This window comes from Streptomyces sp. NPDC029152, from assembly GCF_055564355.1.
The window spans coordinates 216540-243042 of the sequence record NZ_JBVHWR010000005.1; the positions used below are offsets into that span (position 1 = coordinate 216540).

The following is a 26503-nucleotide window of genomic DNA, read 5'->3' on the forward strand; positions in this document are numbered from 1 at the left end:
CCCCTCGGCGCGGCCGTCGCCCTCGTCGGCACATGCGTTCGCACATCACGAAGGCCCGGATCCCTTTCGGGATCCGGGCCTTCGTCGTCGTTCGCACATGGCTCGCGACGTGAGTAGCGGGGACAGGATTTGAACCTGCGACCTCTGGGTTATGAGCCCAGCGAGCTACCGAGCTGCTCCACCCCGCGCCGTTGTGTTCACAACCGTATCACGGCGCGGGGTGGCGTTTGACCAGCTCAGCCGCTGCCCGATCCACCGGCGGTGCCGGTCGGGGACGGGCTGGGACTCGTCTTGCCGTCCTGGCTCTTGTCGTCCCTGCCCTCGTCGCCGTTCTTGTCGCCACCGCTCTGGCCGGCCCGGGCCTGCGCGTCCTCGGCCCGCTGGAGGGCGTCCTCCAGGTCCTTCTGCGCCTTGCCGTACGCCGTCCAGTCGTTCTGCTTGAGGGCTTCCTGACCGGCTTCGAACGCCTTCTGGGCGTCGTTCAGCGCTTCCTGGACCGTGGGATTGGCGGACGGCGGCGGTGTGGTGGTGTCGTCGCCCTGGTCCGGCGGCTCGGTGGCCGGACCCTTCGCACCGAAGACCTTGTTCAGGGCTTCGTCGAGCGTGTTCTCGAAGGCGGTGTTGCCGCCGTAGGACACCAACACCTTCCGCAGCAGCGGGTACTTGAGGCCGCCACCGCGCACATAGACCGGCTCCACGTAGAGCAGCCCGCCGTCGAGCGGCACCGTCAGCAGGTTGCCGTACTCCACCTCCGAGTCGCCGCCTCTCAGCAGCCTGATGGACTCGGCGATGTCCTGTTCGGAGTTGAACTGGCTCTGGACCTGCTTGGGTCCGTTCACGGTCGTGCTGGTCTGCAGCTTCAGGACCCTGATCTTGCCGTAGCCCTCCGTGCCCGCTTCCGCGTCGACCGCCATGAACGCGCTGAGGTTGTCGCGTCCGATGGGCGTGAACGTCGTCGTCAGCGAGAACGCCTGCTGCTTCTGGTCGGGCATCTTCATGCTCAGGTAGTACGGCGGCACCGCGTCGCCCGACTTGTTGGTCGGGTCGTCCGGCACCTGCCACACCTCGCTGCCGCTGAGGAACGTCGTGGCGTCCTTCACGTGGTAGCGGGTGAGCAGCTCGCGCTGGACCTTGAACAGGTCCTGCGGGTACCGCAGGTGGGCCATCAGCGCGTCGGAGATCTCGCTCTTGGCCTTGACCGTGTTCGGGAACGCCTTCATCCAGGTCTTCAGGACCGGGTCCTGGGTGTCCCACTGGTACAGCTTGACGTCGCCCGTGTAGGCGTCGACGGTCGCCTTGACCGAGTTGCGGATGTAGTTGACCTGGTTCTGCTGGGCCACCACCGCGCGCGAGTCGTTGCGCGCGGTCAGCGAGTCGGCGGTCGTGTCGCCGAGCGTCGTGCGGGAGGCGTACGGGTAGCCGTTCGTGGTCGTGTAGGCGTCCACGATCCACTGGATCCGGCCGTCCACCACCGCCGGGTAGGCGTCGCCGTCGATGGTCAGCCACGGGGCGACCGCCTCGACGCGCTCCTTCGGCGTGCGGTTGTAGAGGATCTTCGACCCCTCGCCGATGGCTCCGGAGTAGAGGATCTGCGGCTCGCTGAACGCCACCGCGTACGCGGCGCGGTTGACCGGGCTGGACAGGTCCACCCCGCCGTCGCCCTTGTAGCTGGTGGTCTTCTCACCGCTGTCGTCGGAGTAGTCGATCTCCTTCTGGGGACCGCCGACGATGGAGTACGTGGTGGTCTTCTCGCCGTAGTAGACCCGCTGTTCGTACGTGCCGAGGTCGCCCTTGGACGGCAGGTCGGACTCGGTGAAGACGGGACGCCCCTCGGAGTCGACCTGGGTGCCCTTGGCGGCGACCACTCCGAAACCGTGGGTGTAGCGGAAGTGGTTGTTGATCCAGTTCTTCTTCGGGATGCCGGCCAGGTTCAGCTCGCGCAGACCGATGACCGTGTCCTGGTCCTTGCCGTCCTTGGAGTAGCGGTCGACGTCCAGGTTGTTCGGGAACGCGTAGTAGTTCCGCATCTGCTGGAGCTGCTGGAACGTGGGCGAGATGATGTTCGGGTCCATGATCCGGACCGATGCCGTGGCGTCGACGTCGTCCCGGAGCTCGGTCTTGTCCTCGGTCTTGCTCACACCGGCGTACTCGGTGACCTCCGTGCCCTCGATGCCGTAGGCCTTGCGGGTCGCCTCGAGGTTCTTCTCGACGTACGGCGCCTCCTTGGCCTGCTCGTTGGGCTGCACCTCGAACTTCTGGACCAGCGCCGGGTACAGACCGCCGATGAGGATCGCCGACAGCACCATCAGGCCGAAGCCGATGACGGGCAGCTGCCAGGTGCGACGCCACAGGGTGGCGAAGAACAGCAGCGCGCAGATGACGGCGATGCAGAACAGGATCGTCTTGGCCGGCAGGTAGGCGTTGGCGTCGACGTACCTCAGGCCCGTCCAGTTGTCGGTCGCCTTGAAGTCACTGGACTTCACCGCCAGTCCGTACCGGTCGAGCCAGTACGCGACCGCCTTGAGGGCGACGAAGACGCCGATGAGCACCGACAGGTGACCGGTCGCCGCGGCCGTGGCGCGCGCTCCCGGGCTGGTGACGCGCAGACCGCCGTAGAGGTAGTGGGTGAGTGCGGCGGCGATCACCGAGATGATCACGGTCGCGAAGCCGAAGCCGAGCAGGAACCGGTACCAGGGCAGGTCGAAGGCGTAGAAGGAGACGTCCAGCTTGAACTGGGGGTCCTTCTGGTTGAAGGGCACGCCGTTGACCCACATCAGCCACGTCCGCCACTGGCCGGACGCCGACGCGCCGGCGATCAGGCCGACCAGGGCGGTGACGCCGAGCAGCAGCCACTTCTTGTACGGGGCGATGCCCATCCGGTAGCGGTCGAGGTTCTGCTGCTCCATCGACATGGCGCTCAGCGGCGGCCGGAACCGGTGGGCCAGCCAGATGTTGAATCCGACGGCGAGGGCCATGAGCAGGCCGAAGACGAAGAACAGACCGATCTTCGTCCACAGCGTCGTCGTGAAGACCGACGAGTAATGGACCGACCGGTACCACAGCCAGTCCGTCCAGAAGCCCGCGAACATGGTGAACGCCATGCCGAGCACGGCGAGGACGCCAAGCGTCATCAGCAGGGTGCGGACGCGCCGGGACGGGCGGCCCACTCTGATCCGTGGCCCCGTCGGGCCTCCGCCTCGGTCCGGCATCTGGAAAGCCAAGGTGCGCACCTCGAAGTCGCTGTTGTTCCGTCAGGCCCTCGGGTTCGCGGGCCCCCCGTGCGCCCCCGTGACGGTGGGCCCACACCTATGCAACTTACTCATCGTTTACTCGGTTCCCGATTCGGCCCAGGAACGAGGCAGGATTGTGACCATGTCCAACACCCCCATGGCAGCGAGCCCCCTCACCCGGGCCGTGCTCGAGATCGACGAGTACGTCTCCGGCCTCGGCTGGGACCAGCCCGCGCGCCTCTTCGCCCTTGTCGACACCGCACGCCTGCGGGCCGACCAGCCCACGCTCGCGGACCGGCTCGGTCTGCAGGAGGAGACGGAGAGCTCCGGCCTCACCCCGATCGAGCAGGACGAGATTCCGGCGGACCAGCCGCTGGACGAGTTCCTCGGAACCATCGCCTGGCCCGACGCCGTGGTCGGCTGCGCGCTGGCCGTGGAGCGCCTGATGCTGCCGCCGTCCGCCGAGGCGCAGGTGCCGGCGGACCTGGACGGGGCGAAGCTGACGCAGTGGGTGGCGGAGCACCCGGACCGCCAGGAGGTCCGCATGACGGTCGCGGTGCTGCGCGACGGCGCCCGCGAGTCGGCCCTGCGGCTGCGGGAGAAGGACTCCGCCACCGAGGTCCTCACGGGTTCCGACCTGGTGCCCGGTCTGGCCGAGGCGCTGACGGCGACCTTCGAGGAGTAGTCCCGGACGGTCCCGGGCAGCCCGTCGGACTGCCCGGGGCGCCGTCCGGCCGACCGCGCGCCGCCCGGCCGACCGCGCGCCGCCCGTCCGGCCGTGCGCCGTCTATCCGGCCGTGCACCTCGGCAGGTCGGCGATCTTGCCGGAGCGGATGTCGTCGAGGGCGCCGAGGGCGTCGTCGATGGTGTTCACCTTCACGAGGGTGAGTCCGTCCGGGGTGTCGTCGGCGGCGGCCGCGCAGTTGTCGGCGGGCGTCAGGAAGTACCGGGCGCCCTTCTCCCGCGCGCCGATGGTCTTCATCCCGATGCCGCCGATCGGACCGACCTTGCCGGCGTCGTCGATCGTCCCGGTGCCGGCGACGAACGTGCCGCCGGTGAGGCTGCCCGGCGTGAGCTTGTCGTAGATGCCGAGCGCGAACATCAGGCCGGCGCTGGGCCCGCCGACGTCGGCGAGCTTGATGTCGATGGAGAACGGGAACGTGTGGTCCGTCCCGGCGCTGATCCCGACGATGGCACGCTTCTCGCCGGCGTCGTCGGAGGTCGCGGTGGTGATCGTCACGTCCTCGGTCTTCGTGGGCGTCCGGCCCTCCTTCTCCGCGGCGGCCTGCTCCTTGGCGGGCACGATGGTGAAGACGACGTCCTGACCGGGCTTGTGCTTGGTCACCAGGTCGGCGACGTCGCCGGGCTCCTCGACCGTGGTGCCGTCCACCGCTCGGATCACGTCACCGGCGTGGAGCCTGCCCTGTGCCGGGGAGCCCTTGACGACCGTGGAGACGATCACCCAGGACTTCACCGGGATGTCCAGCGCCTTGAGGGCAGCGACCTTGGCGCTCTCCTGGGACTGGCTGAACTCCTCGGCGTTCTCCTGGGTGGCCTGCTCCTCGGTCTTGCCGTCCGGGTAGAGCGTGTCGTGCGGCACCACGCGGTTGTCGTGCGAGAACCACCCGTAGACGGCCTCCACGAGGTTCATCCGGTAGTCGGCGCTGGTGACCCGGACGGTGGTCATGTTCAGGTGACCGCTCGTCTCGTACGTCCTGTGCCCGGAGATCTGCAGCACCGGCTCGCCGTCGTGGTCCCCGAGGGTGTTCACCGTCGGCCCCGGCGACATCTCCGAGTAGGGCACGGGGATGAACACACCCGCGCACAGGAGCGCGATCAGCATCAGGGTGGAGGCGAGCATCGTCGCGGTGCGGCGTGGCATGGGACGACATTACGGGACGCGGCTGTCGGAGCACCGTCAGGGCGGTGCCGTCAGGCCCCGGTGCGGGACCTCTCCATCGCCTCGCGGAACCGGGCGTACCCGTCGAGCTCCGGGCCGTCGCTCCGGATCTTGCGGGTGCGGTTGGCCCAGCTTCCCCACAGACCCGCGGCTACCGCAGCCACCAGCGGAATCAGCAACCAGGCGAGCGCCGCCATACCGACCTCCCGACCCCTACGAGTTCCGCGAATGACTGATCAGCAGATTAACCATCCGCCGTGACAACGCTCACGCCGGGGGGCCGGTTACGCAACCGGAATCAGGAGGGGCGGCCTCAGCAGGCGCCGACCCATTCCTCGGTTCCGTCGGAGAAGGTCTGGTGCTTCCAGATGGGCACTTCGTGCTTGAGGTCGTCGATGAGCTTCCGGCAGGCGTCGAAGGCCTCGCCCCGGTGCGGGCAGGAGACGGCGACGACCACGGCGAGGTCCCCGACCTCCAGGTCCCCCACACGGTGCACGGCGGCGAGCGCCCGTACGGGGTACTCGGCGGCGACCTTCTCGGCGATCCGCCGCATCTCGGCCTCGGCGCTGGGGTGGCAGGAGTAGCCGAGCCGGTCGACGTCGGTGCCCCCGTCGTGGTTCCGCACGGTCCCGACGAACAGCGCGGTCCCCCCGGCCGCGTCGTCCCCGACGGCCCGGAAGACCTCGTCCAGGGAGAGGGGCGTCTCCCGGATGCCGATCAGCTTGACGGGGTCCGGCGCGACCTGCTCACCGGGGTGGTCGTTCGTGGATGCCATACGCCCATCGTGCCCCACGGCGCGCACGGCGCGGAATAGCGTCATCGCCCGGCACGCGCGCGTACCGCCTTGGAGCCTCCTACAGGACGGCGTCCGCCTCAGATCCGCCGCCGGGCCTTCCGTGCCCGCCGCACCACCGCCGCCGCGCCCAGCAGGGCGACCGTCGCGCCCGCCGCCCCGGCCGCCGTCGCGTCCTTGCGCCCCAGGCGCCGCCCGGCGACCGTGCGCCGCCCCGCGGCCTCCTCCAGCAGCTGGGCGAGGACCTCCTCGTTGGTGTACTTGGGCCGCCACCCGGCGTCGTGCAGCCGGCTGCCGCTCACCACCCAGGGGTACATCGTGTAGGCCAGGTCGCCGGCCGGTGAGGGCGTCAGGCCGATCCGGTGCAGGCGGGCCGCGGCGCCGAGGGCGACGGCCGACGGCAGTTCCATCCGCCGGATCCCGCTGAGCTCCTCGACCTCCTCCTGCTCCAGCCAACCGTCGCACCCGACGGCCAGCTCTCCGTCGGCCTTCTCCAGGACGGCGTACTCGAGGGCGCTGCACAGGTCGTCGACGTGGCAGAACTGCCAGGCCGGCCGCGACCCGGCCACCACGAGCAGCCGGGGCGACTCGAAGTACCTGGTCAGCGCGGTGTCCATGCCCCCGACCAGCACCGCGGGGCGGACGACGGTCACGTTCAGGCCCGGATGGGCGCGCGGGGCCCGGCGCGCGAGGCGTTCGATCTCCAGCAGGTCCCCGACCCCGGTGGCCTCGGCCGTGGCCCGCAGCTCGGAGTCCTCGGACAGCGGCAGCTCGTTGTCCGGCAGCGCGCCGTAGACCATCGCGGAGGTGCACAGCACGACGCGGTGCACCCCGGCCGCCGCGGCGGCGGTCAGAACGGTCTGCGTCCCCCGGACGTTGTAGGCCGTCCGGGCGGCCGCGTCGGTCTCCAGGTCGAGGTCCAGCGCCAGGTGCACCACGACGTCCGCGCCGCGCAGTTTCTCGGCGATGGCCGGATCCCGCACGTCCAGGACCTGCCAGCGCGCCTCGGCGCACTCGCCGCGCCGCTCGTCGATGGCCACGACCTGTCTGACCTCGTCGGACGCGGCCAGCCGCGCCGTGAGCAGGGCCCCGATGCCGGAGGCGGCACCGGTGACCGCGACGACGGGTCCGCGCGCGCCGGAGGCGGGGGAACTGGTTGACTGGTTTCGCGCTGCGCGAACCTGCGGATCTGGGGAACTCACCGGGCGTCTCCAGCGGTTGTCTTCAGTACGGGCGCGAGCGACGCGTACGTACCAGGTGGCATCCATCCTGCCGCAGGCCGTCAGCCGGCGAAGCACCGAGGCCCGAACCGCCCCGGGTGTCTACGCTGGGTGGTGAATGTCGGGCAGCCGTGCCGCCGGAAAGAACCGGCGGCCTTACCAGCCGAGGAACCCCGTGAGTGACACCCCATTCGGATTCGGCCTTCCGCCGGAGGAGCCGGACGACGGCGACGAGGGCAAGAAGAAGGACCAGCAGAGCGGCGGTGGTCAGGGACCGGCCAACCCGTTCGGTTTCGGGATGACCGGAGCCGGAGGCTTTGGCGGCCCCGGTGCGGACAATCCGTTCGCTGCCATGTTCGGCTCCATGAACCCCACCGACCTGGGCGCCGCGTTCCAGCAGCTCGGCCAGATGCTCTCCTACGAGGGCGGCCCGGTGAACTGGGACATGGCCAAGCAGATCGCCCGCCAGACGGTCGCCCAGGGCACCCCGGACGGCACGAAGGACGCGAGCGTCGGCCCCGCCGAGCGCAGCGCCGTCCAGGAGGCCGTCCGCCTGGCGGACCTGTGGCTGGACGACGCGACCGCCCTGCCCTCCGGCGCGGGCTCCGCGGTGGCCTGGAGCCGCGCGGAGTGGGTCGAGGCGACCCTGCCCGCCTGGCGTGAGCTCGTCGACCCGGTCGCCGAACGCGTCGGCACCGCCATGGGCGACGTGCTGCCGGAGGAGATGCAGGCCATGGCCGGCCCGCTGATCGGCATGATGCGCTCCATGGGCGGCGCCATGTTCGGCACCCAGATCGGGCAGGCCGTCGGCGTGCTCGCCGGCGAGGTCGTCGGCTCGACCGACGTGGGCCTGCCGCTCGGCCCGGCCGGCAAGGCCGCGCTGCTGCCGGTGAACATCGAGGCGTTCGGCAAGGACCTCGGCGTCCCCCAGGAGGAGGTGCGGCTGTACCTCGCCCTGCGCGAGGCCGCCCACCAGCGCCTGTTCGCGCACGTGCCGTGGCTGCGCTCGCACCTGTTCGGCGCGGTCGACGGCTACGCCCGCGGGATCAAGGTCGACACGGCCAAGCTGGAGGACGTGGTCGGCCAGTTCGACCCGCAGAACCCCGAGCAGCTGCAGGAGGCCCTCCAGCAGGGCATGTTCCAGCCGGAGGACACCCCGGAGCAGAAGGCCGCCCTGGCCCGTCTGGAGACGGCCCTGGCGCTCGTCGAGGGCTGGGTGGACGCGGTGGTGCACGCCGCCGCCAAGCCGCGCCTGTCCTCCGCGGACGCGCTGCGCGAGACCCTGCGCCGCCGTCGCGCCTCGGGCGGTCCGGCGGAGCAGACGTTCGCCACCCTGATCGGCCTGGAGCTGCGCCCGCGCCGCCTGCGGGACGCCTCGCGCCTGTGGGCGTCCGTGACGGACGCGCGCGGTGTGGACGGCCGGGACGCCCTGTGGGCCCACCCGGACATGCTGCCGACCGCCACCGACCTGGACGACCCGGACGGCTTCGTGCACCGCGAGCAGATGGACTTCTCCGAGCTGGACAAGATGCTCGGCGAGGCGGCGGGCAGGACCGACCTGAGGAAGGACGAGAAGGGCCGGGACGGGGCCGACGGCAAGGACGACGACGCCGAGTGAGCCTCCACGACGACGCGGTCCTGGTCCTCAAGGGCCACGAGGGCCAGGACGAGCTGCGTCAGGTCTACCTGGACCATCTCGCCGCCCATCCGGACGGGATGTGGAAGGCCTGCGCGGACGGGCACATCACGGCGAGCGCCCTGGTGATCGATCCGTCGCGCGAGCGGGTGCTGCTCACCCTGCACAGGAAGCTGCGCATGTGGCTGCAGATGGGCGGCCACTGCGAGCCGGTCGACGAGACGCTGGCGCGCGCCGCCCTGCGCGAGGGCACGGAGGAGTCGGGCATCGCCGGGCTGACGCTGCTGCCCGGCGGCCCCGTGCGGCTGGACCGCCACCACACGCCCTGCGCCTGGCACCTGGACGTCCAGTACGCGGCGGTGGCTCCGGAGGGGGCCGTGGAGGCGATCAGCGACGAGTCCCTCGACCTGCGCTGGTTCCCGTACACCGAGGTCGCGGACGTGGCCGACGAGTCGGTCGTGCGGTTGCTGGAGGCCGCGCGCGCGAGGCTTCCGGCCTGAGGGCCGGGCGAGGGGCGACCGTCGTCCGGATCGTCCCTCACGCCGTCCTGCGGTGGGGCGGCGCTCCGCGAGGGGCGGGGGGAACCGCGCTGCCGGCCACACGCGGTCCGCGGCCGGAAGCACGGCCCGCGGTCCTCCGGGCTCCCCGGCCCCACCGCGGAGCGCTCAGCTCCAGACGTTGCCCTGGTTCTGACCGCGCGCTCCCTGCTGCCCCATGCCGTACTGCGCCGCCAGGCCCGACCCGATCTGGGCGTTCTGCGGCGGCAGCAGCTCGCTGGGCTGTACGAGCGCGAAGCCGCTGCCCATGAAGCTGAGCTCCCACCCCTCACCGGTGCTGCCCCGGCGCCGCCACACTCCGGAGGAGTGCGTCTGGGCCTGCATCTGCACGCGCAGACCGGTGGACCAGGCGACGATCGCGTCGGCGTCGCAGTTGACGTACTTGTCGGGCGTCACCTGCATCAGCAGCGGGGCGCCCGAGGTCATCAGGGCGACCCTGCCGCGGCCGGTGATGTTGAGCTGGTACTTCCCCGAGCCGGAGATGCCGTACAGGCTGTCGACGGCGACGACCTCGTGGTGCAGGGAGGAGTCCATGGCCAGGACGTAGCCGCTGTCCACGGTGAGACCGTCCTGCTCGACCTCCATCACGTGGATGTACTGGGCGAGGTTGGCGAAGTAGACGGTGCCCTGCCCGTGGCAGCGCATCAGGTCCAGGCCCTCGCCGGTGTGCGCACGCGCGCGGGACTGGTTGTTGCTCTGGTACTCGGCGTCGAACTCGACGAGGCCCTGGTAGGCGACCATCGTGCCCTTGCGGGCGAGCACGTCGTCGTGGCCCTGGAGCGCGACGCGGAGCATGTGCTTGTTCTGCAGGCTCCAGGCTTCCTGGGTCTGCTGGTCGTGGTAGGCGAAAAGCGGGCTCTGCATGGTGTTCTGGCTCCCCTTCAGCCCCGGATCCGAAGGCGGTCGGTGCTGTCCTCGCTGGGCTGGACGACGACGATGCCCTGACCGGAGAAGGCCATCTGGTAGGCCTCGCCGCTGCCACGGCCGATCAGCGACTGCGCCTTGAAGCTGCGCTTGCCCTTCACCTTGAGGTTCGGGGACCAGGCGACGAGCGCGTCCGGGTCGACGTACGTCTCGTCCTCGCCGCCGCCGCAGTCGACGACGACCGGCTTGCCGCGGGAGGTGAGCGCCACCCAGCCCTGGCCGGAGATCTTCGTGTTCCACAGGCCCTGCCCGGCGAACTTCGCCAGGCCCTTCACCCGCTCCACGCCCCAGGTGAGGTGGGCGTCGAAGGCGAGCAGGTTGGTGGCGTTGACGGAGATGCCGTCGCCGTTGAGGTTGATCACGACGACGTCGGCGCCGTAGTCGGCGAGGTACAGCAGACCGTCACCGGAGCACTTCATCAGGGGCGCGCCCTCGCCGGTCATCCAGTCCTTGGCGATCTGGCGCACGGCCGGCGGGTTGGGCTCGTACTGGACGAAGCCCTCGTAGGCGACCATCGAGCCCACGCGCGCGAAGAGGTCGTTGCCGGTCTGCATGGCGACCTTCAGCATGTGGTTGCCGTGGTTCTCCATGCGGGCGGTGACCGGTGCGGGGGCGTAGCCCGCGAGCGGCTGGTTCATGTCGGGCTCTCCCTCAGATCTCGTACGGCTGGACGACGACGAAGTTGCCGGGGGTCGCCCGGAACTGCAGGTTCACGCTCTCCCCGGTGTCGCCCGCGTAGGAGTTGCGGCGCATCCGGACCTGGCTGGAGACGACGACCTGGGCGGCGGCCGACCAGGCGACCACGGCGTTGCAGTCGGCGAACGTCGTGGGCGTGACCGGCAGCACCACGGGCACGCCGCGGGTCTTGACGACGATCGTGCCGGTGCCCTGGAACTGCATCGTGAACAGCGCGCCGCCGGGGATGCCGTGTCCCTCGATGCGGCGGACCTCGTACTGGAGGCCCTCGTCGAAGGCGAGGACGTTCTCGGCGGAGACGCAGACGGCGTCGCCCTGGAGCTCGATGGGGTGCAGCATCGCGGAGTTGTCGGCGAGGAACACCTGTCCCTTGCCGGAGCAGCGCATCAGCTGCATCTCCTGGCCGGTCGCGTTGCCCACGACCCGGCCGGCGAATCCGGCGCCCTTGTAGCTGAAGTCGACCTTGCCCTGGTAGAGCACCATGCTGCCCTGCCGGGCGAGGACGGGCTGTCCCTCGACGCCGAGGTCGACGCGGACCAGTTTCTTGTTCTGCTGGGTCCAGCGCTGCCCGGTCGCCGTCTCGCGGAACTGCTGGAGCGCGGCGGCCACACCGGGGCCCTGCGGAGCGCCCTGGGGCATGCCCTGCGGGGCACCGTGGGGCGCCTGCCGGCCGTGTCCCGGGGGCGGGGCCGGGTGGCCGTAGCCGGGTGGCGGGGGCGGGGCCTGGGGGACGTGCGGCCGGCCGTAGCCGGGCGGCGGGGCGGTCTGGCCGGGGACCTGGCCGTACGGCTGCGGCTGGCCGTACGGCGCGGGGACCGGGCCCGGCGGCGGCACCGGGGAACCGCCGGGCGGGGTGTGCAGCGGCGCGACGATGGTCGGCGCGGCGTGCACGTCGGGCACGGGCGCCGGGGGCGGCGTGGCCCCGGGCGGCGGCGCGAACCCCTGTGCGGGCTGCGGCGCGGGAGCCGGGGCGGGAGCGGGAGCCGGGGCCGGGGTGGGAGCCGGGGCCGGGGTGGGCGCGGGAGCCGGTGCGGGGGCGGGAGCCGGAGCCGGGGCGCCGAAGGCCGGGGGGGCCGAGGTCTGGGCGGGCGGGGCGAAGCCCGGGGCGGCACCGGTCTGCGGCTGCTGCGCCTGCTGCGGCGCGGGGGCCTCGTCCTCGGCCACCTCGCCGCCGAAGTTCCTCAGCAGCGCCTCGAGACCGCCGTCGAAGCCCTGCCCGACGGCGGCGAAGCGCCACACGTCCTTCATGTAGAAGTCGCCCAGCATCACCGCCCGCTCGGTGGAGAACTCCGACCCGCTGAACGGGTACCGGGCCACCTCCTCACCACCCGCGACGATCCGGATGTAGCCGGGGCCGGCCTGCGACATCTGTCCGGCGCCGTCGATCGTCGCCGTGAAGGACAGCTTCTTGATCTGCGGCGGAATCCGGTCCAGGGTGACCCGGAAGGACTCCGTGTCACCCGCCTGCGCACCCAGGAGCTGGATGGACTCCTCGGGGGACTTCGGCTGGTTGAAGAACACGAAGTACCGGTCGTCGGAGAGCCGTTCGTCGGCGTCGAGTCCGAAGCAGCTGATGTCGAAGGTCAGACCGGGGCCGGAGATCTGCACGCCTACGTACAGATCCGTGCCCGCGGTGAGGTCACTGATCCTGGCCTTGTGGCCGCGTTGGAATTCCCTGGCCATGCGTTACGACCGTCCCCCATCCGAATGCGAGTGCGTCGCGTCAGGCTAACGGCAAAACCGGACACCGGACGATGCCGGTACAGACCCGGTACAGAACCCGCGCCCGCCCGTACCGGGCGCCTTCCCCGGGCCGTGTCACTCGCTTCTGGCGCCGGGCACGTGCGGCAGCCGGTCGGCGGCGACCACGCCTTCGAGGTAGCCCCGGGCCCGCTCGGTGCGCGGGTACGCCTCCAGCAGCCGCCAGAAACGGGGCCCGTGCCCGGGGACGAGCAGATGAGCCAGCTCGTGGAGGAGCACGTAGTCGACGACGTACTCGGGCATGCCCTGGAGGCGGTGCGACAGACGGATGCTGCCCTCGGCCGGGGTGCACGAGCCCCAGCGCGTGTTCTGGTTGGTGACCCAGCGGACCGAGGCGGGCCGGGCCCGGCCGGCGAAGTACTGGGACGACAGCCGCTCGGCGCGCTCGGCCAGCTCGGTGTCGCCGAGGACGCGCTTGCTCTCCTGGGCGGCCAGCTTGTCCAGCATGACGCTCACCCAGCGTCGTTCCTCCGCCTCGGACATCCGGGCGGGGATGAGCACGACGGTGCGGTCGCCCTCGCGGTACGCGGAGACCGTCCGGCGTCGACGGGTGCTCCTGCGAACCTCGATCGCGCTCGCCCCCGTGCCGCTCGGCGGCGGATTCACCGGCGCGCGCTGGGGCGCTCCGGCGCGGTGCAGTGGGTCGGCGGACACGCCCCGACGTTACCCGCTGCGCACGGGGAAGTCCCGGCTCCCAGACGGTTCCGCGCCGATCCGCACGACAGCTTGTACGACGAACACCCACCGCCTGTGGACAACTTTCGACGCCCCGCGACGGATCCGGGCATGCTGGCACTCGCCGACGGACCCGTGGCCGACCGCACGGCCACCACGCGACCGGTCACCGCCGGCGCACGGGGACGTCTCGGAGACTTACGGGACTTACGGCGACTTACGGGGGTTCAGTCATGCATCCGATGGTGAAGCCCGCGCTCAGGCGCGGCTGGCGCGATCTCAACACCGTGCAGTTCGGGATGACGCCGGCGCACGCGCTCACGCTCCGCCCGGTGGACACGGCGACGGGCAGCTTCCTCGAACTGCTCAACGGCACCCGCGGGCCGGCGCTGCTGCGCGAGGAGGGGCGTCGCATGGACCTCCCGGACGGCCATGTCGACCGGCTGGTGGAACGGCTGGCGGGGGCCGGGCTCCTCGACGACTCCCGGGGCGGCGGGCCGGCCGCCGACGCCCTGCGGGAGAAGAAGGAGGTCCTCGACCGGCTCCGCCCCGACCTCGCGTCCCTGTCCCTGACGACCTCCCGGCCGGGGGACGCGATCCGGCACCTGGCCGCCCGGCGCGCGATGCGGGTGCGGGTGCGGGGCGCGGGCCGGGTGGGCGCCGTGCTGGCCTGCCTGCTGTCGGGGGCCGGCGTCGGCGAGATCGACGTGCGGGACACCGGACGCGTCGAACCGTGGGACGTCACCCCGGGCGGGCTGCCCGCCGAGGCCGTCGGCGACCGCCGGGACGAGGCGGCCCGGCGGGCCGTGCGCCGGGCCGCCCCGGGCCGGCCGCCGCGCCGCGTCCCCGCGTCCCCGCCCGAGGGCGGCGGCCCGGGCCTCTCCCTGGTGGTCCTCGCCCCGCGCGACGACGTCGCGACGCACGCGCCCGATCCGGCCCACGCCGACTCCCTCATGACATCGGGCACACCCCATCTGTACGCCGGAGTCGTGGAGGGGACGGGCGTCGTCGGCCCTCTCGTCCTGCCCGGCGAGACGGGCTGCGCCGGCTGCCTGCACGCGGACCGCGCCGACCGCGACCCGGTCTGGCCGCGGCTGGTCGCGCAGTGGCGCTCCGGCCGGCAGCGCCAGGCGCCGCCCTGCGACCTGGCACTGGCCACGACCGTCGCCGGCCTGGCGGCGGCCCACGCCCTCGCCTTCCTCGACGGCCGCACGCCGTCCAGTGCCGACGCGCGCTGGGAGGTCTCGCTGCCCGCTCTGCGGTGGCGCACGCGACCGGTCCGGCCGCATCCCGCGTGCCCGTGCGGAGCCGCCGGCAAAGGTAAGCAGGAACACACCTCCGGGAACGGGGACCGGCGCGCGACAATGGCTGGGCAATGGCCGTCAGCCGAAGTCCGCCGTGAGGCAGAGGCGGCGCGGCCGGCTGGGATTTGGAGGGCGCATGTCTGATCTTCCGCGCAAGGCGGTCACCCGGACCGCCAAGCTCGCCGCGCTCCCGCTCGGCTTCGCCGGGCGGGCGACCTGGGGACTCGGCAAGCGGATCGTGGGCGAGTCCGCGGAGATCGTCGGGCAGCAGCTCCAGCAGCGCACGGCGGAGCAGCTGTTCAAGGTGCTCGGTGAGCTGAAGGGCGGCGCGATGAAGTTCGGGCAGGCCCTGTCCGTCTTCGAGTCGGCGTTGCCGGAGGAGGTCGCCGGCCCCTACCGGGCGGCGCTGACCAAGCTCCAGGAGGCCGCTCCCCCGATGCCGACGCGCACGGTGCACGCCGTGCTCACGGAGCGGCTCGGCGAGGACTGGCCCGACCTTTTCCTGGAGTTCGAGGACAAGCCCGCCGCGGCGGCCTCGATCGGCCAGGTGCACCGGGCGGTGTGGCACGACGGCCGCGAGGTGGCCGTCAAGGTGCAGTACCCGGGCGCAGGCGAGGCCCTGCTGTCCGATCTGAACCAGCTCAGCCGCTTCGCCCGTCTCCTCGGCCCGCTCGTGCCCGGCATGGACATCAAGCCGCTGATCACGGAGTTGAAGGACCGGGTCGCGGAGGAGCTGGACTACGACCTGGAGGCACAGGCGCAGCGCGCCCACGCCGAGGAGTTCGCGGACGACCCGGACATCGTGGTGCCGGACGTGGTCCACGAGTGCCAGCAGGTTCTGATCACCGAGTGGATCGACGGCATCCCGATGTCGGAGGTCATCGCGGACGGCACTCCGCAGCAGCGGGACCGGGCCGGCCAGCTCCTGGCCCACTTCCTGTTCTCCGGTCCGGCCCGCACCGGCCTTCTGCACGCCGACCCGCACCCGGGGAACTTCCGGCTGCTGCCCGGCGGGCCGGAGGGCGAGGACGACTGGCGGCTGGGTGTTCTGGACTTCGGCACGGTCGACCGTCTCCCGGGCGGACTGCCGGAGCCCATCGGCGAGGCGCTGCGCATGACGCTGGACGGCGAGGCGGAGGCCGTCTACGAGATGCTCTGCGAGGAGGGCTTCGTCAAGGAGTCGATAGAGCTGGAGCCCGGTGCCGTCCTCGACTACCTCCTGCCGATCATCGAGCCGGCCCGGGTGGACGAGTTCACCTTCACCCGCGGCTGGATGCGGAGCCAGGCGGCCAGGATCGCCGATCCCCGCTCCCCCGCCTATCAGCTGGCCAAGCAGCTCAACCTGCCTCCGGCCTATCTCCTGATCCACCGGGTGACCCTGAGCACCATCGGGGTGCTGTGCCAGCTGGGCGCGACGGTGCGGCTGCGCGAGGAGCTGGAGGAGTGGCTCGCGGGCTTCGTCCCCGAGGACCAGGCCGAGGAGGAGGCCGAGGACCGCGAGGCCGAGGCGGAGGAAGCGGCCGCCGAGGCGTGAGCCGGGGCTGAACGCGCCGTGGGGGCCGGTCCGCTCGGACGGACCGGCCCCCACGGGGAAGGCTTCGCCTCCTGGAGGGAGGCCACCGCTTCGGGTGTGATCGGTTACTGCATGACCGCCATGGCGAGCGCACGCCGGGCGCGCATCGAGGCGCGCTCGGCCCGGCGCTGCATCCGGCGGGCGGTCGCCAGGCGCATGGCCCGGCGTTCCCGCTCGGCCTCGTGCAGGCGCTCGTGCATATGCGCACGCGCCAGGGCTTCTGGGATGAGTTGCATCTCACGGGTCCTGTTCTGACGCGAGTCCTTCGCGTCGCTGGTGGTGAAGTCTTCAGGCGCGGTGCCTGCGATCTCGTCGGCGGACGGCTTCATCGGGGCCTGCTTCTTGGGGTCGTGCGTGAGGGGGCGGTCGATCGTTCCGGTGATGTTCATGCTGTGACCGGGTTCTTGCGCGGGCGGCCACGGGGCCGCTTCCGGGCGACGACGACACCCTGGACGAACAGCTCCCCGCCCCAGACGCCCCAGGGCTCACGCCGCTCCTTGGCACCGGCCAGGCAGGCCTCGACCAGCGGGCAGGTGCGGCAGAGGGACTTGGCGTACTCGACGTCCGCCGGCGACTCCGCGAAGAAGACCTCCGGGTCGTAGGAACGGCAGGGGACGGGCACGCCGAGGTTCTCGATGGCGTCGTCGAGCGCGGTGAGCGCGGTGAGCGGGGTCAAGGCGGGGTCCTCCGTGAGGCCGGGCTTGGGGATCGTGTCGGAAGGCGGTACGGACGGGGCGTGCGCTTCGAGTTGCACGGTTGGTCTTCCTCGTCTGGTCGTTCCGGCCGGTCGGCCGGGTGCGGCTTGGTACCGGGTTCTTTTCTTGTCCCGAGGCTCCTTCGTGCTGTCGTCCCCCGTTCGGGGAAAACAGAAGGGCCGCGGATCCCGGATGGGGTTCCGCGGCCCTGAAGGCGCCGGCCTGATCGACGATCAGGCTGGATCACTCCAGGGTTCTGGCCCACGGAAGGCCCACATCAGGTGGTGCTGCGTCGTCTGCTTCCGGAATCCGGCACCGGTCGCCGTAAAGGCATAGGCCTGAGCCTGTGCCACTACTGCTGCTTCCAGTGCCTTGGTCGGTCGCTCATCGCGCTCACGGACAGGGAGGCCCGCGGGAGCGACGGGGAGGGACGCCGGACGCACGGCACCGATGCCGGACAGACCGGTGCCCGGGTTGGAAACGCCGAGCATGCGCAGGGAGGCGGCCGAGCGATCGGTCAGTTTGGCGGTGGAACCGGCGGTGGTGCTGATGTTGATGCTGATCACTGGAATCGCCTCCTCTCGGCGTCTCGGGGGACCGGCGCGAGCCAGTCCACGGATATGCAAGTACAACACGGGTGCAGGGCCTCCGGGAAGGCCGCTGTTCCCCGTGACCAAGAACCTATGGGGATTCCCGGGGCATGCGCAAACTATTTTTCCGACGAGTTCGGATCAGTCCTCGCCGTCAAGCCCGGCAACGTCCCGGCCTGCGCAGATGGCCAGGACGTCGGCTCCGTAGCGGTTGAACTTGCGTGCCCCGACCCCGGGGATCCTCGCCAGCTCGTGTTCGTCCTCCGGCACGGACTCGGCGATCGCCATCAGCGTCTTGTCCGTGAAGACGCAGAACGCGGGCTGCCCGCTGCGCCCCGCCTGGACCGCCCGCCACTCGCGCAACCGCTCGTAGACGCCCTCGTCCATGTCGGACGGACAGTCCTCGCAGCGCATCAGCTTCATCTCGCCGGCCTCGGTGAGCGTGCGGCCGCAGACCCGGCAGCGGGCCGGGGTCCGCCGGGTGCGCCGTGGTGCGGCGGCCGTGGTGACGCGTCCGAAGCCGCGCTCCACACCGCCCGGACCGCCTGCGGACGCGCGTGCGCCGGCCGGGGCGGAGCCGGGCCGTAGTCCCTTGAGGAACCGGCTGGGGCGGCGGTTCGGGCGGCCGCCGGGCGAGCGGGCGAGCGCCCAGGAGAGGTGCAGGCGTTCGCGGGCGCGGGTGACGCCGACGTAGAGGAGGCGGCGTTCCTCCTCGATCTGCTCGTCGGTCTTTGCGTAGGTGATCGGCATCATGCCCTCGACGACGCCCACCAGGAAGACGACGTCCCACTCCAGTCCCTTGGCCGAGTGCAGCGAGGCGAGCGTGACGCCCTGCACGGTCGGGGGGTGCTGGGCACCCGCCCGCTCGTCCAGTTCCGCGACGAGGTCGCCCAGGGTGGCACCCGGCTGGGCGGCGGCGAAGTCCCGGGCGAGGGAGACCAGGGCGGCCAGCGACTCCCAGCGTTCCCGGACGGCGCCGGACCCCGCCGGGGGCTGCGGTGTCCAGCCCTCCCCCGACAGCACCGCACGCACCTGGGACGGCAGGTCGACGGCGTCGTCGAGGAGGTGGTCGTTGCCGCCGAAGCGCGCGGCGGCCCGCAGGGCGCTGCCGGCCTTGCGCACCTCGGGACGGTCGAAGAAGCGTTCCGCGCCCCGCAGCTGGTAGGGGACGCCGGCATCGGCGAGGGCCTGTTCGTAGGTCTCGGACTGGGAATTCGTGCGGAACAGGACCGCGATCTCGGCGGCGGGGACGCCCGAGTCGACGAGCTCGCGGATACGGCGGGCGACCCCCTCGGCCTCGGCCGGTTCGTCGGGGTACTCGGTGTAGACGGGCTCGGGGCCCGCGGGGCGCTGGGAGACCAGCTCCAGGCGGTGGTCGGCGGCCCGGCCGCGGGCCTGGGCGAGCAGGCCGTTGGCGAGGTGGACTACCTGGGGGGTGGAGCGGTAGTCGCGGACCAGCTTGACGACGGTGGCGCCGGGGTGGCGGACGCGGAAGTCGAGCAGGTGGTCGGGGGTTGCTCCCGTGAACGAGTAGATCGTCTGGCTGGCGTCGCCGACGACGCACACGTCGTCGCGGTCGCCGAGCCACAGCTCCAGCAGACGCTGCTGGAGGGGGCTGACGTCCTGGTACTCGTCGACCACGAAGTGCTGGTACTGGGCGCGGACCTGCTCGGCGACGTCGTGCCGGTCCTGGAGGACGGCCACCGTGAGCAGCAGCACGTCCTCGAAGTCGATGACGCCGCGCTCCCGCTTGAGGTCCTCGTAGGCGGAGTAGAGCTGGGCGATCTCCGCGGCGTCGCGGGGCGCCTCGCGGCCGGCCTTGGCCGCGGCGGGGGCGTAGTCGGCGGGAACGGTCTGGGTGACCTTCGCCCACTCGATCTCGGCGGTGACGTCGCGCAGCTCACCCCGGTCGAGACGCAGGTGACAGGCGGCGGCCGCGTCGGCGACGAGCTGGATCTTGCGGTCGACGAGCCGGGGCAGGGAGCCGCCGATCGCTTTCGGCCAGAAGTACTGGAGCTGACGCAGCGCCGCCGAGTGGAAGGTCCGGGCCTGGACGCCGGCCGCGCCGAGCTGGCGCAGCCGGCCGCGCATCTCTCCGGCGGCGCGGTTGGTGAAGGTGACGGCGAGCACGCTGGAGGGCTGGAGGATCCCGGCGCGCACCCCGTAGGCGATGCGGTGGGTGATCGCCCGGGTCTTGCCGGTACCGGCGCCCGCCAGCACGCACACCGGGCCGCGCAGGGCGGTGGCCACCTCGCGCTGCTCGGGGTCGAGCCCTTCGAGCACCGCGTCGGCCGAGTCCGGTACCTGCGGGAAGAGGGGGGAGTGCGTTGCTGCTGTCACACCGCCATGCTGCCAGGTCGGGGGAGACGGGTGCGTCGGGTTGTCCACAGGCGCGCACCGATGGTCGTACTGATGCGACGAGTGTCACGCGCCGGGAATGGCGGCGCCGCCGCGGACGTTCTCCCCCTGCGACCTCATCCCCGAGCCGCCGAAGGAGCGCGAGAGACATGCCGGGCACTGTGACGATGTACAGCACCACGTGGTGCGGCTACTGCCGTCGGCTGAAGAGCCAGATGGACCGCGAGGGCATCGCGTACACCGAGATCAACATCGAGCAGGACCCGGATTCCGCCGCGTTCGTGGAGAAGGCGAACGGCGGAAACCAGACGGTTCCGACCGTGCTCTTCCCCGACGGCTCGACGCTGACGAACCCGTCGCTGGCGCAGGTGAAGCAGAAGATCGGCGCCTGAGCGGCTCGGTGCGCGGCGAAGGGGCGGCTCCCCGTACGGGGAGCCGCCCCTTCGCCGTGTTCCGTGTGTTCCGTCTCAGACCAGGCCGCGGGTCGGCAGCGGCTTGCCGTACCAGAGCTCGATCAGACGGGCCGCGATCGAGATGCCGTAGGGCGGGAGCACCTCGCCGGACTCGAAGGCGGCGCCCAGTTCTTCGCGGGAGAACCAGCGGGCCTCGTGGATCTCGTCGCCGTCGACGTTGATGTCCGTCGAGGTGGCGCGGGCCATGAAGCCCAGCATGAGGCTGGACGGGAAGGGCCAGGGCTGGCTGGCGACGTACTCGACGGGGCCGACGGCGATGCCCGCCTCCTCGTAGACCTCGCGGCGCACCGACTGCTCGATGGACTCCCCGGGCTCCACGAAACCGGCGAGCGTCGAGAAGCGGCCCTCGGGCCAGTGGACCTGGCGGCCGAGCAGGATGCGGTCGTCCGCGTCGGTGACGGCCATGATCACGGCGGGGTCGGTACGCGGGTAGTGCTCGGCTCCGCAGGCGGGGCAGCGGCGGATGTGGCCGGCCGCGGCGATGACGGTGCGCTCGCCGCAGCGGGAGCAGAACCGGTGCAGGCGCTGCCAGTTCTCCAGGGCGACCGCGTGGGTCATCAGGGCCGCGTCGCGGGGCGGCAGGAGCAGGCCGGCCTCGCGCAGCCCCGCCGGGCGCGCGGACTGGTCCATGCGGCCGGGCAGGGAGTCCTTCTGGAGGGCGAAGTAGCTGACGCCGTCCTCGTCGGTGCCCAGGAAGTACCGGTGCGCCTCGGTGAGCGGGGCCTCGAAGGAGGGGGTCATGACGAGTTCGGTGCGCCCGTCGGGCGTCTCGTCGATGAGGACCTGGCCGCCGGAGACCACGAAGCAGCGCGTCGAGGGGTGGCTCCAGGCCGCCGCGAGCCAGGCCTCGTCGAGCCGGTGGTGGGCGGCTCGGTCGATGCCGTTCGGGGCGGTGAGCGAGATGGGACGGTCGGCGGTGTGGTCGGTCCAGGTGGTCACGGGTGCTTCCAACTCCCCCGGTGAGCGGTTGGTGGTTCGGCAGGCGGTTCAGCGGGTCGTACGGCGGGTGGCGACCGGGCCGGGAGGGATCGGCGGTGCGGGACGGCCCTTTCGGTGTGCCGCGCACGGGATGCCGGCCCGGCCCGGGCCGGGCGGGGGCTCAGGGTGCGTGGCGCCAGTGCTCCGCCAGGTCGCCCCACAGGTGGGCGGAGGTTTCGACACCTTTGAGGAGAAGGTCGAGCTCGACCTTCTCGTTCGGGGCGTGCCAGCCGTCGGACGGGACGGAGATGCCGAGGAAGAGCACGGGTGCGCCGAGGACCTCCTGGAGGTCGGCGGCCGGTCCGGATCCGCCTTCGCGGGTGAAGCGGACCGGCTTCCCGAAGGCCCGGCCCATGGCGCGGGCCACGGACTGCAGCGCCGGGTGGTCCAGCGGTGTCAGGCACGGGCGCGTGGCCGATCCGAAGGTGATCTCGCAACGGATGCCGGCCGGCACCTGCTCGGCCGCCCAGGCGCGGACGGCCTTCTCCACGTGGTCGGGGTCCTGTCCCGCGACCAGGCGGAAGGAGAGCTTCACCATGGCGGAGGACGGGATGATCGTCTTGCTGCCGGGGCCCTGGTAACCGCCGCCGATGCCGTTGACCTCGGCGGTGGGGCGGGCCCAGATGCGCTCCAGGGTGGTGTGGCCGGCCTCGCCGTGGGCGGCGTACGACTTGGCCGTGCGCAGCCACTGCCCCTCGTCGAAGGGCAGCTCGGCGAAGAGGTCGCGTTCGCGGTCGGTGAGTTCGATCACGCCGTCGTAGAAGCCGGGGACCGCCACGCGCGCGTGCTCGTCGTGCAGGGCGGCCACCAGGCGGGCGGCGGCCGTGGCCGGGTTGGGGACCGCGCCGCCGAAGGAGCCCGAGTGGATGTCCTGGTCGGGTCCGTGCAGCCGGATCTCGCACTCGGCGAGGCCGCGCATGCCGGTGCAGACCGTGGGGGTGTCCTCGGACCACATGCCGGTGTCGGAGACGATCACCGCGTCGGCGGCGAGGCGCTCGGCGTGCTCCTCGACGAGGGCGCGGAAGTGCGGGGAGCCGGACTCCTCCTCGCCCTCGATCAGCAGCTTGAGGTTCACCGCCGGTGCGGTGCGGCCGGTGGCGGCGAGGTGGGCGCGGACGCCGAGTGTGTGGAAGAACACCTGGCCCTTGTCGTCGGCCGCCCCGCGCGCGTAGAGGCGGTTGTCGCGGACGACGGGCTCGAAGGGGTCGCTGTGCCAGCCGTCCTCGCGGGCCGCCGGCTGCACGTCGTGGTGGCCGTAGACGAGGACCGTCGGTGCCGCGGGATCGCCGGAGGGCCACTCGGCGAAGACGGCCGGGGCGCCCGCGGTGGGCCAGACCTCGGCGGTCGGGAAGCCGGTCTCCTTCAGCTTGGCGGCGAGCCAGTCGGCGCTGCGGCGTACGTCGGCCGCATGGTCGGGCTGGGCCGACACGGACGGGATGCGCAGCCACTCGGCGAGGTCGTCGAGGAAGGTGGCGCGGTGGTGCCCGATGTACGTACGGACGGCGCTGACGGCACTGTCAACGGGGTGGCTCATGCTCACGAGCCTATCGGCCCGCGCGGACACCCTGACCGTGCGGTTCGTCACCGACCGGCTCGCCGAGCAGCAGGCGCTCCAGCGCGGCCCGGTCCGGCAGGCCCTCGGGCCGCACGGCTTCGCCGCTGCGCACGTACAGGAAGGTGGCCGTCACCGATTCCAGCGGCACCCGCTGCTGCTCGGCCCAGGCGAGGCGGTACACGGCGAGCTGGAGCGGGTCGGCGGTGCCGTCGCGGCTCGTCTTCCAGTCGACGATCTCGTACGTCGCCGCCGGCCCCTCGCCCTGCTTGTAGACGGCGTCGATCCGGCCGCGCACGACGCGTCCGGCGAGCGTGAGCTGGAAGGGCGCCTCGACGCGGTACGGGGTGCGGTGCGCGTACTCGGTGCGTTCGAAGGCGTCCTTGAGGAACTCCAGATCGCGTTCGTCGGCGATCTCGGCCTCGCCGCCGGGCAGCTCCTCCGGCTCCAGCATGGGCAGCGTCAGCGCTTCGAAGCGGGACTCGACCCAGGCGTGGAAGCGGGTGCCGCGGCGGGCGGCGGGCTGGGGCGGGCGGGGCATGGGGCGGGCCAGCTCCTGGGCGAAGCCGTCGGGGTCGGCGGCCAGGCGCAGCAGCTGGGAGGCGGTCAGCGACGCCGGGAGGCGCACCTCGGTGACGCTCTCGCGGGCGCGCAGCAGCTCGCCGGTGAGGGCGTCCAGGTCGCGGTCCCAGGAGGCGACGGTGCGGGCCTCCTCGGGCGTGAGGCGGGCGGCGGTGGTGTCCCGGGGGGCGGAGTCCGGCAGGGGTCCCTGGGGGCGGGGGACGCCGGTGCCACCGGGCTGCGGCGGGGGTGGCGCCTGGTGCGGGATCACCGGGCGCGCGGCGGGGCGGCCGGCCGTCCAGGAGTCCCAGTCGGCGGGGTCCTCCGGCGGGCCGGGGTCCTCGTCGGCGGGGAAGGCGTCCTCGAAGGCTCCCTCGAAGACCTCTTCGAAGGCCCCTTCCGGATCCGGGCAGGGCTCGTCGTCCTCGGGGGGCGGCGGCCAGTCCGGGTCGTCGTGGGCGTCCGGGTCGTGCGTGGCGGTGGGCCGGCCGTCGCCTCGGGAGGCGAGGCGGTCCAGGTGGGCGAGGACCGTCTCGGCGGCGGACCGGCGCAGGGCGAGGGCCTCGCCGTCCAGGGGCAGGGGCCAGGCCCGGTCGGCGGTGTCCTCGAGGAGCGCCGGGTTCTCCTCGTCCTCGGCGGGTTCGTCCGCCCATGCCTCGATCTCGCCGTGTCCGGCGGCGCAGTGGTCGTACAGGGCCCGGAGGAAGTCGGACGGTCCGCGCGGCTTCTTCTGGCTGGGGCCCCACCAGTGGCCGGAGCCCAGGAGCAGGGAGCGGGGGCGGGTGAAGGTGACGTAGCCGAGGCGGAGTTCCTCGGTGTGCTGGTGTTCCTTCATGGCCTCGTGGAAGGCCTTCAGGCCCCGTGAGTCCCAGGACGCGACGTCGGGCAGGGTGTCGGCGTCGCCGCGCAGCGCGTGCGGCAGCACCTTGCCCTGGGCGGTCCACTTCTCGCGGCCCTGCCCGCTGGGGAAGGTGCCGGTGACGAGCCCGGGGACGGCGACGACGTCCCACTCCAGGCCCTTGGACTTGTGCGCGGTGAGCACCTTGACGGTGTTCTCGCCGCCGGGCAGGGCGTTGTCGAGGCCCTTCTCGTACTGGGCGGCGGTGCGCAGGAAGCCGAGGAAGGCGAGCAGGGTGGCCCCGCCGTCGCTCGCGGCGAAGGAGGCGGCGACGTCCAGGAAGTTCGACAGGGTCTCGCGACGGCGGGCGGCCAGGGCGTGCGGGGACGCCGACAGCTCGACCTCCAGGCCGGTGGTGGCGAGGACGCGGTGCAGGACGTCCATCAGGGGGTCGGACAGGGCTCGGCGCAGGTCGCGCAGCTCGGCGGCCAGGCGGGCGAACCGTACGCGCGCGTCCGGCGAGAAGGGCAGTCCGTCGTCGTCCCCGGTGCCGTCCAGCGGCGTCTCCAGGAAGGTGTCGAGGGCGTCGGCGAGGGAGATCACCTCGGACGGGTCGACGCCCTCGACGGCCTCGGCGAGCCGCCGGTCGGGATCGTCGTCGCCCTCCACGCGCGCGTGGCTCACGAGCAGCCGGGCCCGGCGTCCCAGGAGGGCGAGGTCGCGCGGGCCGATGCGCCAGCGCGGGCCGGTGAGCAGGCGGACCAGGGAGGCGTTGGCGCCGGGGTCCTGGAGGACCTCGCAGACGGCGACCAGGTCGGCCACCTCGGGCAGGTGCAGCAGTCCGGACAGGCCCACGACCTCGACGGGGACGTCGCGGGCCACCAGCGCGCCCTGGATCTCGGCGAAGTCGGTCGCCGTCCGGCACAGCACGGCGATCTCCCCGGGCGCCTTGCCGGTACGGACGAGGTGGGCGACGGAGTCGGCGATCCAGTCGATCTCCTCGGCGTGCGTGCGCAGGAGGGCGCAGCGGACCGTGCCGTCGCGCTCGGCGCCGGGGGCGGGGCGCAGGGCCTCCACGCCCGCGTGCATGGCGCGCAGGGGTTCGGCGAGCCCGTTGGCGAGGTCGAGGAGGCGGCCGCCGCTGCGGCGGTTCTCGCTGAGCGCCTGGCGGGTGGCGGGGCGGCCGTCGGCGTGCGCGAAGTGCTCCGGGAAGTCGTCGAGGTTGGCGACGGAGGCGCCGCGCCAGCCGTAGATCGCCTGGCAGGGGTCCCCGACCGCGGTCACGGGATGGCCGGTGCCGCCGCCGAACAGGCCCGCCAACAGGATGCGCTGGGCCACCGAGGTGTCCTGGTACTCGTCGAGCAGCACGACCCGGAACTCGTCGCGCAGGACGCGACCCACCTCGGGCAGCCCGGCGAGCTGAGCCGACAGGGCGATCTGGTCGCCGAAGTCGAGGAGGTCGCGTTCGCGTTTGGCGGCCCGGTAGCGGATCACCAGGTCGGCGAGTTCACGGCGGGCGGCCGCGGCCTCGGGGACCTTGCGCAGATCGGCGTTGGTGAGCTTGGCGCCCTGGAGGGTGGTCAGGAGGCCCGCGTCCCAGGCCCGCAGCTCCTCGGGGCGTACGAGGTGTTCGGCGAGCTCGGCGTCGAGGGCGAGGAGGTCGCCGACCAGGTCGGCGAAGGAACGGGTGAGCGCCGGATACGGTCCGGGTGCCTCGCGCAGCACCCGTGCGGCCAGCTGGAAGCGGGTGGCGTCGGCGAGCAGGCGGGACGTCGGTTCCAGCCCGAGGCGCAGGCCGTGGTCGGTCAGCAGGCGGCCCGCGAAGGCGTGGTACGTGGAGATCACCGGCTCGCCCGGCGGATCGTCCGGGTCGATGACCTCGGGATCGGTGACGCCGGCCCGGACGAGGGCCTTGCGGACGCGCTCGGCGAGTTCGCCGGCCGCCTTGTTGGTGAAGGTGAGGCCGAGCACCTGCTCGGGGGCGACCTGGCCGGTGCCGACCAGCCACACCACGCGCGCCGCCATCACCGTCGTCTTGCCCGACCCGGCTCCGGCCACGATCACCTGCGGGGCGGGCGGCGCGACGATGCAGGCCGTCTGCTCCGGGGTGAAGGGGATCCCGAGGAGCTCCTTGAGCTGCTCGGGATCGGAGATACGGGCGGGCACGTCGAAGAGGCTAGCGGCGGCCA

22 protein-coding genes and 1 tRNA gene are annotated in these 26503 nt (G+C 72.3%); 6 read left to right on the forward strand and 17 right to left on the reverse strand.

The window, feature by feature from the left end:
- Nucleotides 1-114 precede the first annotated feature (114 nt).
- Both ACZ4V6_RS13245 and ACZ4V6_RS13250 read right to left on the reverse strand, forming a co-directional pair.
- Nucleotides 115-188, reverse strand: a tRNA-Met gene (locus ACZ4V6_RS13245).
- A gap of 48 nt (nt 189-236) precedes the next feature.
- Nucleotides 237-3209, reverse strand: coding sequence for a UPF0182 family membrane protein (locus ACZ4V6_RS13250; protein WP_467826489.1), 2973 nt, complete (start codon nt 3207-3209; stop codon nt 237-239).
- A 163-nt stretch (nt 3210-3372) separates the two neighbouring features.
- Here ACZ4V6_RS13250 and ACZ4V6_RS13255 point away from each other — a divergent pair, with 163 nt between their 5' ends.
- Nucleotides 3373-3915 (forward strand): PPA1309 family protein, encoded by a 543-nt coding sequence (locus ACZ4V6_RS13255; protein ID WP_467826083.1) that lies wholly within the window; start codon nt 3373-3375, stop codon nt 3913-3915.
- A 102-nt stretch (nt 3916-4017) separates the two neighbouring features.
- On the opposite strand, the gene ACZ4V6_RS13260 is transcribed toward ACZ4V6_RS13255, so the two are convergent.
- The 4 genes from ACZ4V6_RS13260 to ACZ4V6_RS13275 form a co-directional block, all read right to left on the reverse strand.
- Nucleotides 4018-5112 carry a YlbL family protein gene (locus tag ACZ4V6_RS13260; RefSeq protein ID WP_467826084.1) on the reverse strand — a complete coding sequence of 365 codons (1095 nt, stop codon included), beginning with the start codon at nt 5110-5112 and terminating at the stop codon, nt 4018-4020.
- A gap of 50 nt (nt 5113-5162) precedes the next feature.
- Nucleotides 5163-5327, reverse strand: coding sequence for a hypothetical protein (locus ACZ4V6_RS13265; protein WP_467826087.1), 165 nt, complete (start codon nt 5325-5327; stop codon nt 5163-5165).
- A gap of 116 nt (nt 5328-5443) precedes the next feature.
- A complete protein-coding gene (locus ACZ4V6_RS13270; RefSeq protein ID WP_467826089.1) occupies nt 5444-5905 on the reverse strand; it encodes a molybdenum cofactor biosynthesis protein MoaE in 462 nt (153 codons plus the stop codon).
- 98 nt (nt 5906-6003) lie between these two features.
- Entirely contained in the window at nt 6004-7125 is a 1122-nt protein-coding gene (locus tag ACZ4V6_RS13275) for an SDR family oxidoreductase (protein ID WP_467826090.1), read from the reverse strand.
- A gap of 193 nt (nt 7126-7318) precedes the next feature.
- Between ACZ4V6_RS13275 and ACZ4V6_RS13280 the strand changes: the two genes are divergently transcribed.
- The gene (locus tag ACZ4V6_RS13280; RefSeq protein WP_467826092.1) at nt 7319-8761 is read left to right on the forward strand and encodes a zinc-dependent metalloprotease; all 1443 of its coding nucleotides are present in this window, start codon (nt 7319-7321) and stop codon (nt 8759-8761) included.
- A complete protein-coding gene (locus ACZ4V6_RS13285) occupies nt 8758-9279 on the forward strand; it encodes an NUDIX hydrolase (RefSeq protein WP_467826095.1) in 522 nt (173 codons plus the stop codon). The genes ACZ4V6_RS13280 and ACZ4V6_RS13285 overlap by 4 nt, the downstream gene beginning before the upstream one ends.
- A 165-nt stretch (nt 9280-9444) precedes the next feature.
- Here ACZ4V6_RS13285 and ACZ4V6_RS13290 read toward each other — a convergent pair whose 3' ends face one another.
- The 4 genes from ACZ4V6_RS13290 to ACZ4V6_RS13305 all read right to left on the reverse strand — a co-directional run bounded on the left by ACZ4V6_RS13290 (nt 9445) and on the right by ACZ4V6_RS13305 (nt 13371).
- Nucleotides 9445-10200 (reverse strand): AIM24 family protein, encoded by a 756-nt coding sequence (locus ACZ4V6_RS13290; RefSeq protein WP_467826096.1) that lies wholly within the window; start codon nt 10198-10200, stop codon nt 9445-9447.
- 17 nt (nt 10201-10217) lie between these two features.
- A complete protein-coding gene (locus ACZ4V6_RS13295; protein WP_467826098.1) occupies nt 10218-10898 on the reverse strand; it encodes an AIM24 family protein in 681 nt (226 codons plus the stop codon).
- A 13-nt stretch (nt 10899-10911) separates the two neighbouring features.
- Complete coding sequence (locus ACZ4V6_RS13300) at nt 10912-12639, reverse strand: TerD family protein (protein WP_467826101.1); 1728 nt, start codon at nt 12637-12639, stop codon at nt 10912-10914.
- A 135-nt stretch (nt 12640-12774) separates the two neighbouring features.
- A complete protein-coding gene (locus ACZ4V6_RS13305) occupies nt 12775-13371 on the reverse strand; it encodes a M48 metallopeptidase family protein (RefSeq protein WP_467826103.1) in 597 nt (198 codons plus the stop codon).
- 254 nt (nt 13372-13625) lie between these two features.
- On the opposite strand from ACZ4V6_RS13305, the gene ACZ4V6_RS13310 reads away from it, so the two are divergent.
- Together ACZ4V6_RS13310 and ACZ4V6_RS13315 are read left to right on the forward strand one after the other, a co-directional pair.
- The gene (locus ACZ4V6_RS13310) at nt 13626-14840 is read left to right on the forward strand and encodes a TOMM precursor leader peptide-binding protein (RefSeq protein WP_467826104.1); all 1215 of its coding nucleotides are present in this window, start codon (nt 13626-13628) and stop codon (nt 14838-14840) included.
- A complete protein-coding gene (locus ACZ4V6_RS13315) occupies nt 14833-16230 on the forward strand; it encodes an ABC1 kinase family protein (RefSeq protein WP_467826107.1) in 1398 nt (465 codons plus the stop codon). Before ACZ4V6_RS13310 ends, ACZ4V6_RS13315 begins: the two co-directional genes overlap by 8 nt.
- A gap of 104 nt (nt 16231-16334) precedes the next feature.
- On the opposite strand, the gene ACZ4V6_RS13320 is transcribed toward ACZ4V6_RS13315, so the two are convergent.
- The 4 genes from ACZ4V6_RS13320 to ACZ4V6_RS13335 form a co-directional block, all read right to left on the reverse strand.
- Nucleotides 16335-16658 (reverse strand): hypothetical protein, encoded by a 324-nt coding sequence (locus ACZ4V6_RS13320; RefSeq protein ID WP_467826110.1) that lies wholly within the window; start codon nt 16656-16658, stop codon nt 16335-16337.
- A complete protein-coding gene (locus ACZ4V6_RS13325; protein WP_100568176.1) occupies nt 16655-17023 on the reverse strand; it encodes a WhiB family transcriptional regulator in 369 nt (122 codons plus the stop codon). Before ACZ4V6_RS13325 ends, ACZ4V6_RS13320 begins: the two co-directional genes overlap by 4 nt.
- Nucleotides 17024-17197: 174 nt before the next feature.
- On the reverse strand, nt 17198-17530 hold the full coding sequence (locus ACZ4V6_RS13330; protein WP_467826113.1) for a hypothetical protein: 333 nt from the start codon (nt 17528-17530) through the stop codon (nt 17198-17200).
- A gap of 165 nt (nt 17531-17695) precedes the next feature.
- Nucleotides 17696-19894, reverse strand: a complete 2199-nt coding sequence (locus tag ACZ4V6_RS13335; protein ID WP_467826116.1) for an ATP-dependent DNA helicase UvrD2 — start codon at nt 19892-19894, stop codon at nt 17696-17698.
- A gap of 167 nt (nt 19895-20061) precedes the next feature.
- Between ACZ4V6_RS13335 and ACZ4V6_RS13340 the strand changes: the two genes are divergently transcribed.
- On the forward strand, nt 20062-20304 hold the full coding sequence (locus ACZ4V6_RS13340; RefSeq protein WP_161168532.1) for a mycoredoxin: 243 nt from the start codon (nt 20062-20064) through the stop codon (nt 20302-20304).
- A gap of 75 nt (nt 20305-20379) precedes the next feature.
- Here ACZ4V6_RS13340 and nudC read toward each other — a convergent pair whose 3' ends face one another.
- From nudC to ACZ4V6_RS13355, 3 genes are all read right to left on the reverse strand, one after another.
- Nucleotides 20380-21324 (reverse strand): NAD(+) diphosphatase, encoded by a 945-nt coding sequence (gene nudC / locus ACZ4V6_RS13345; RefSeq protein ID WP_467826119.1) that lies wholly within the window; start codon nt 21322-21324, stop codon nt 20380-20382.
- 160 nt (nt 21325-21484) lie between these two features.
- Nucleotides 21485-22897, reverse strand: coding sequence for a dipeptidase (locus tag ACZ4V6_RS13350; RefSeq protein WP_467826122.1), 1413 nt, complete (start codon nt 22895-22897; stop codon nt 21485-21487).
- A gap of 10 nt (nt 22898-22907) precedes the next feature.
- Entirely contained in the window at nt 22908-26480 is a 3573-nt protein-coding gene (locus ACZ4V6_RS13355; RefSeq protein ID WP_467826124.1) for a UvrD-helicase domain-containing protein, read from the reverse strand.
- Nucleotides 26481-26503: the final 23 nt, after the last annotated feature.

Coding starts and splice junctions, on each gene's coding strand:
- ACZ4V6_RS13250 (WP_467826489.1), bottom strand. CDS start 3,209: ATGCCGGACCGAGGCGGAGGCCCGACGGGGCCACGGATCAGAGTGGGC.
- ACZ4V6_RS13255 (WP_467826083.1), top strand. CDS start 3,373: ATGTCCAACACCCCCATGGCAGCGAGCCCCCTCACCCGGGCCGTGCTC.
- ACZ4V6_RS13260 (WP_467826084.1), bottom strand. CDS start 5,112: ATGCCACGCCGCACCGCGACGATGCTCGCCTCCACCCTGATGCTGATC.
- ACZ4V6_RS13265 (WP_467826087.1), bottom strand. CDS start 5,327: ATGGCGGCGCTCGCCTGGTTGCTGATTCCGCTGGTGGCTGCGGTAGCC.
- ACZ4V6_RS13270 (WP_467826089.1), bottom strand. CDS start 5,905: ATGGCATCCACGAACGACCACCCCGGTGAGCAGGTCGCGCCGGACCCC.
- ACZ4V6_RS13290 (WP_467826096.1), bottom strand. CDS start 10,200: ATGCAGAGCCCGCTTTTCGCCTACCACGACCAGCAGACCCAGGAAGCC.
- ACZ4V6_RS13295 (WP_467826098.1), bottom strand. CDS start 10,898: ATGAACCAGCCGCTCGCGGGCTACGCCCCCGCACCGGTCACCGCCCGC.
- ACZ4V6_RS13300 (WP_467826101.1), bottom strand. CDS start 12,639: ATGGCCAGGGAATTCCAACGCGGCCACAAGGCCAGGATCAGTGACCTC.
- ACZ4V6_RS13310 (WP_467826104.1), top strand. CDS start 13,626: ATGCATCCGATGGTGAAGCCCGCGCTCAGGCGCGGCTGGCGCGATCTC.
- ACZ4V6_RS13315 (WP_467826107.1), top strand. CDS start 14,833: ATGTCTGATCTTCCGCGCAAGGCGGTCACCCGGACCGCCAAGCTCGCC.
- ACZ4V6_RS13320 (WP_467826110.1), bottom strand. CDS start 16,658: ATGAACATCACCGGAACGATCGACCGCCCCCTCACGCACGACCCCAAG.
- ACZ4V6_RS13340 (WP_161168532.1), top strand. CDS start 20,062: ATGCCGGGCACTGTGACGATGTACAGCACCACGTGGTGCGGCTACTGC.
- ACZ4V6_RS13350 (WP_467826122.1), bottom strand. CDS start 22,897: ATGAGCCACCCCGTTGACAGTGCCGTCAGCGCCGTCCGTACGTACATC.